The sequence below is a fragment of the Sulfurovum sp. bin170 genome (assembly GCF_010892395.1).
Lineage (GTDB): Bacteria > Campylobacterota > Campylobacteria > Campylobacterales > Sulfurovaceae > UBA1140.
On record NZ_JAACKB010000281.1, the window covers coordinates 1 to 5566 of the forward strand.

The following is a 5566-nucleotide window of genomic DNA, read 5'->3' on the forward strand; positions in this document are numbered from 1 at the left end:
CTAAACCTTGCTCATGATGGGTCTCATAAAGCTTTTGAAGCCCCTCATATTGTGGAGTAAATCCACACTTACTTGCAACATTGACCACAAGAACAACCTTGCCTTTATAATCAGACATGGATTTTGTCTCTCCTGTTATATCTGTGGCATTAAAATCGTAAAATGTCTGCATCTTATCTCCTGATTGAATCATTGATGGTATCAAAAGGAGTAAGGCTATTAGTAATTTTTTTATACTCATGTTTCAACCTCTTTTTTATAAAATCATATCAAAAATCTACTTAATTACTTTTTCTATTAAGAAGAAAAAAGTATAATAGACTTAAAAAGGCATAAAACATGAGATACCAATACCTACTGATACCGATACTACTTCTCTTCACTGCATGTGGAGGTGGTGGAGCTGAAAACAGCGTAATGAATGAAGCCGAAGAGCTTAAGAGCGAAACAGATTTTAAACACAGTCCTAAAACTGTTACAATATATATTCATGGTTATCAAAAAGAGGGATATATAAAAGAACAGAACTATGGAGAGGCGTGGGATTATAATTTTACAAATCAACTCTCCGAGTTTACAGAGTTGCCATTGTTAGAGACTTATGACAAAGATAACTTCTCAAATATTATCACAGCCGTAGAGTACTATGGAGACCAAGCACCAGAGTATTATACCCAAGCGGATATAGATGAGATAGAGGGTGTAACGACTAAATATGGTGGAGGAATCCCACGATATGCTATGATATTGGCAAAATTTACAAAACATATATTGGAAGAGACAGGAGCCGAAAAAGTCAATCTTGTTAGTGTGAGTATGGGTTCACTCATCACTAGATGGATGATAGAGAAAGATATAGAGAACTTAGCCTCTAACAAAAAGATAGAGAAGTGGATGACCGCAGAGGGTGTTTTGCGTGGAAACTATGGACTATCCAAGGTAGATGATATTGGTATCGCATGGATTAAAGAATCTGTCAACTCATTTTTTGAAGATTCAGCAGAGACTCAACATATGAAATATAGATGGATAGAGGAGAATTTGACTCCAAATCGTGAAAGTATGTCAAGTCCATACTATAGTGATATTTTAGTAGGTCAAATCTCTCTAACAGATAGTGAAAAAGAGCATGCAGGACTTAAATATATAATGATGCAAGAGGATTTTCAACCAAATGATGGCTATCAACTGGTCAAAGATACCTACTTTGGCTCCATAGAGAACTCTCTACAAGTACCAACACACACACTGATGCACAATGACCATATAGGCATCAAGGATAATGACTCTATACTCTTGATTATCTCAAACTTTTTAGAAGCAAAAAAGCGTGTCCGAATTACACTATTGGATGCTACTATTACGGATATTCATGAGACTATAACTGTATTGAACGAGGATACTGAAACCGTCTTTGAGAGCAAGATTTTTTCTGAAAATGCAAAGATACAAACACCTATAAGTGAAAGAGTTTATGATAGTGGAACACTCAATATATACAGTTACAAAAAAGATAATGAGACAAAAAACATCAACCAAATTATCTTTGAGGATTTTGTCTCCCCTACAGAATCAACACTTCAAGTCACAATAGAGGGATATGAGATAGATAGAAGTACCAAATATGGTATATCTGAAATAAAAACTGATAAAAAAGAGTCTATGGGTGAGAGTATAAATAGTATTAGATTAGAAAATGGAACATATCCAGTATCTGCTGATGATTGGTCTGGTCATGTTAAAGTAGAGGTTTTAGAGATGTAAGTGAACCTCACTCTCCCAAATTAAGTTTTTTACCAAATTGCCCAATCGATTCAAAATCAAGACTCCTTTGGGATATTATAATCCTGATTTTGCGGTGATAAAGCATGATGAGAGTGAGGGTGCATTTGTGGTTGAGACTAAAGGTTCGGGTAGAGAGAAGTGGAAGATAGCTTATGCCAAGAGGCATTTTGAGTTGGTTGATGTGAACTATAGAGCTAAAATTATGGATTGCAAAAAAGTATAGATATGCTATAATACTCTCAATTAAAAACAAGGGAAAACTGTGCAAAAAGAACCAATGTTAGAAGCAACTTTTAATAAGTTATCAAAAGAGTTAGAGCAACTCAAAACTGTGGAGCGAAGAGTTATTGCAAAAGTGATAGATACAGCAAGAGAGCTTGGGGATTTAAAAGAGAATGCAGAGTATCATGCGGCTAAGGATAAGCAGGGGATGATGGAGGCTCGGATTGTTGAGCTTACTGATTTGGTTGGACGAGCTCAGGTGATTGACCCATCAAAATTGGGGCATAAGAGAGTTAGTTTTGGCTCAACTGTTGAGTTGATTGACCAAGATGATGACTCTGAAATCACTTATACTATAGTAGGTTCCCAAGAGTCAAATCCTGACAGAGGGTTAATCTCTGTTGGCTCACCAATGGCTAGAGCGTTGCTTGGAAAAGAGGAGGGGGATGAGGTTACTATTGTACTTCCTTCTGGTAAGAAAAAATTTGATGTGGAGTCTATAGAGGCTATGGAAAAGATATAATGATAAGCGTAGGTGTAGTAGGAGCTAGTGGATATACTGGCTTGGAGTTGGTAAAGATGTTGGTGACTCATCCAAGGTTTCAGCTAAAATATTTGGCGACAACAACAGGTGATACAGTGATAGAGGCTCTGCATTCATCACTGGTGGATGTTATCTCGTTTCCTGTAGAGAAAGCTTCTGTGGAGACTATAGTAGAACATTGTGAATTGGTTTTTTTGGCACTTCCTCACAAGGCTTCGATGGGATTTGCAAAGGAGTTGATAGGCAAAGGGGTAAAAGTAGTTGACCTCTCTGCTGATTATCGCTTGGAGCTTGATACTTATGAGGAGCATTATTGTGAACATGAGGATAGAGAGAACTTAGATAGTTCAGTCTATGCACTTATTGAGTATTATCGTGATGAGCTGAAAACGGCAAAACTAGTAGCAGGTCCAGGATGTTACCCTACTGCTACTCTTTTAGCCATTTTACCATTTATCCCATATATGGATGCGAATGCACCACTTTTTGTAGATGCAAAATCAGGAGTGAGTGGGGCAGGAAAAAAGCTCTCTGAAACAACTCATTTTGTAACAGTTAATGATAATATCTTTGCCTATAATCCTCTAAAACATCGTCATGCACCAGAGATTAGCGAAAAGATAGAGAAGATTCATGGGGTGAAGATGAGTGTGAATTTTGTACCACATCTAATTCCTGCTACACGAGGTGAACTAGTCTCTGTTTATGGCACTTTAAAAGAGGATATAGACCCAATAGAGGTGCTTAAAAAACATTATGCTAATGATAGATTTATCCGTATCAGAGAAAAACCTGTAGATATAAAGAGTACAGCAGGGACACACTTTTGTGATATATTTGCTATGAAAAATGGAAATGCTCTTTTTGTAAACTCTAGTATAGATAATCTACTCCGAGGGGCGAGTTCACAAGCTTTGGTGGCAGCTAATTTGATGTGTGGATTTGATGAGGGGGTTGGGATTCCGATGATTGCTTATGTGCCGTAGATACCCTTTGAGAGTTCTTTGATGGATTTAAAAATCTCTTCTCAAACTCCAAAGCAGGAATAGCTCTACTACACAAAAATCCTTGGTAACAGACATCATCATTAATCTCAAGGATTTTTCTCTTCTGTTCCATAGTCTCTATCCCTTCTATAATAATTTTATAGTTAAACTGTTTTCCTATACCTATAATACTCTCAACCAGTTTTAAATCATCCTCATTAGTGAAGATCTCAGCGATAAAAAATCTATCAATTTTGAGTACCTTGAATGAGAGTTTTCTGAGATAAGATAGAGAGGAGTATCCTGTACCAAAGTCATCTATGTTGCACTCTACACCTCTGCTTTTTAGGTCTTTTATAATCTTTTGTGTTTTAGTGAAACTATCTATGAGTGTTGTCTCTGTTACCTCTAGTTTTAACATAGCAGGGTTAATTTTGTACTTTAGGATACAACCCTCTATATGTTTGGAGAAATCAACCTCGTGTAGTTGCCTAGCATTGATATTGATAGCAATATATTCAAAGTTTATTATATCTTTGGCTCTCCATTCAGAGAGTTGTCTACAGACCTCATCTGCCACCCACCATCCAACTCTGTTGATAAGTCCTGATTCCGTTGCCATAGGGATAAACCTATCTGGCATTATCAACCCTTTTTCGGGATGGTTCCATCTTATCAGAGCTTCAACCGCAGTAAGTCTATCATCTTTTATATCTACAATAGGCTGATAATATAGCTCTAAATCACCGTTGCCAATCGCATGATTTAGGTCTTGTTGGAGTGTGGTTAGCTCTTGTTGCTCCAAATCAAGGGTATGGTTATAAAAAGAGATATTGTTTTGTCCATCTTTTTTGGTCTGATACATCGCCATATCTGCTTGTCGTATGATATTGTTAATATTATCAGTTTTGGGTTCAATAATAACTATACCAATACTAGTTGTCATATATAGGTCTAGTCCTTCAATCTCAAAAACTTTTAGAAATAGTTTTTTGATATGCTCTGCAATCCCTTTTGCTCTCTCTTTAGTATAGATTTCCATACTAGATACAAATGGCATAGCTAAAAGGAACTCGTCTCCACCCAATCTACTAAGATGAGAGTTTCTGATATTGAGTGATTTGAATCTATCTGATACTTCTATTAGAAGACCATCTCCAACAAAGTGACCAAAGGTATCATTAATCTGTTTAAAGTTATTCAAATCCATATAAAATAGTATAGAGTAGTTAGATTGGTTTTGAGGAGACTCTATAAGTTCAAGCATAAAATTTTTATAAGAACGCCTATTTGGAAGACCTGTAAGTGAATCTCGTAGTGATATTTGGTTGATTTTCTCAAAAGCTTGATGCTCTGTGGTCTTATCTTCCAATATACCTATACCTCCCGTGACTATACCTCTATCATCCAAAAGAGCAGAGCATGTGAGTTCTGCCCAGATAGTTTTTTCCTGAAATGAGAAGTTATACGAACCCATATACTGTTTTGAGGATTTGTTTTTTAGAACACTACTCATCACTTCAACAGCCTCTTTATCCTCTAACCCTTTGAGATTAAAACCTTTTAGATTTGTCTCTAGCCCAAATATCTCATAAAACAGCCGATTGTAGTTAAGAATTTTTAGACTGTTATCATAATAGAAGATACCAATGGGGGCTTGACCAAGTAGTGAAGATAGTTTTTTCTCTTTTATATCTAGTCTCTTTTTTGCCTCATAGTATCTCTCTTGATTTTTTGCTATATCATAATAGAGTCTATTGAGATGTACACTTGATAGAGCCAAAAGCATATAGATAAGAGTTATTAAAGCTATCACGATAATGGTATTAGAGATATTGATAAAAAATATAGATAGAGGTAGTAGTGCAATAGCAGTAAATAGTAATATTGTAGTTTTGGGTAGAAACCTCTTAATATTTGGTGAGAATGTTTTTTTTGATATGTCATAAAATAAATTTTTCATTGCTACTATTATATAATAATATTTATTAATTATATCTAACATATGGTGTTAAAAAATAGATAATTA

The 5566-nt window shown here is 35.7% G+C and carries 5 protein-coding genes and 1 pseudogene; 4 read left to right on the forward strand and 2 right to left on the reverse strand.

Annotated elements, in window-relative coordinates; all coding sequences use genetic code 11:
• Positions 1-172: pseudogene (locus GSY74_RS06605) on the reverse strand (redoxin domain-containing protein); the annotation flags it as partial.
• A gap of 167 nt (positions 173-339) precedes the next feature.
• Here GSY74_RS06605 and GSY74_RS06610 point away from each other — a divergent pair.
• Genes GSY74_RS06610 through argC form a run of 4 tightly spaced genes read left to right on the forward strand, consistent with a single transcriptional unit; the run spans position 340 to position 3537 of the window.
• Positions 340-1764 (forward strand): triacylglycerol lipase, encoded by a 1425-nt coding sequence (locus GSY74_RS06610; RefSeq protein ID WP_164664313.1) that lies wholly within the window; start codon positions 340-342, stop codon positions 1762-1764.
• Between the two features lie 19 nt (positions 1765-1783).
• A complete protein-coding gene (locus GSY74_RS06615; RefSeq protein ID WP_370518782.1) occupies positions 1784-2008 on the forward strand; it encodes a hypothetical protein in 225 nt (74 codons plus the stop codon).
• Between the two features lie 39 nt (positions 2009-2047).
• Positions 2048-2530 (forward strand): transcription elongation factor GreA, encoded by a 483-nt coding sequence (gene greA, locus GSY74_RS06620; protein ID WP_164664315.1) that lies wholly within the window; start codon positions 2048-2050, stop codon positions 2528-2530.
• A complete protein-coding gene (gene argC, locus GSY74_RS06625) occupies positions 2530-3537 on the forward strand; it encodes an N-acetyl-gamma-glutamyl-phosphate reductase (RefSeq protein WP_164664316.1) in 1008 nt (335 codons plus the stop codon). The genes greA and argC overlap by 1 nt, the downstream gene beginning before the upstream one ends.
• Here argC and GSY74_RS06630 read toward each other — a convergent pair.
• The gene (locus tag GSY74_RS06630) at positions 3476-5500 is read right to left on the reverse strand and encodes a bifunctional diguanylate cyclase/phosphodiesterase (protein WP_164664317.1); all 2025 of its coding nucleotides are present in this window, start codon (positions 5498-5500) and stop codon (positions 3476-3478) included. The genes argC and GSY74_RS06630 overlap by 62 nt on opposite strands.
• Positions 5501-5566: the final 66 nt, after the last annotated feature.

Bases quoted from the DNA above. Each gene is read 5' to 3' on its own strand.
- GSY74_RS06610 (WP_164664313.1), top strand. From the start codon at position 340: ATGAGATACCAATACCTACTGATACCGATACTACTTCTCTTCACTGCA.
- argC (WP_164664316.1), top strand. From the start codon at position 2,530: ATGATAAGCGTAGGTGTAGTAGGAGCTAGTGGATATACTGGCTTGGAG.
- GSY74_RS06630 (WP_164664317.1), bottom strand. From the start codon at position 5,500: ATGAAAAATTTATTTTATGACATATCAAAAAAAACATTCTCACCAAAT.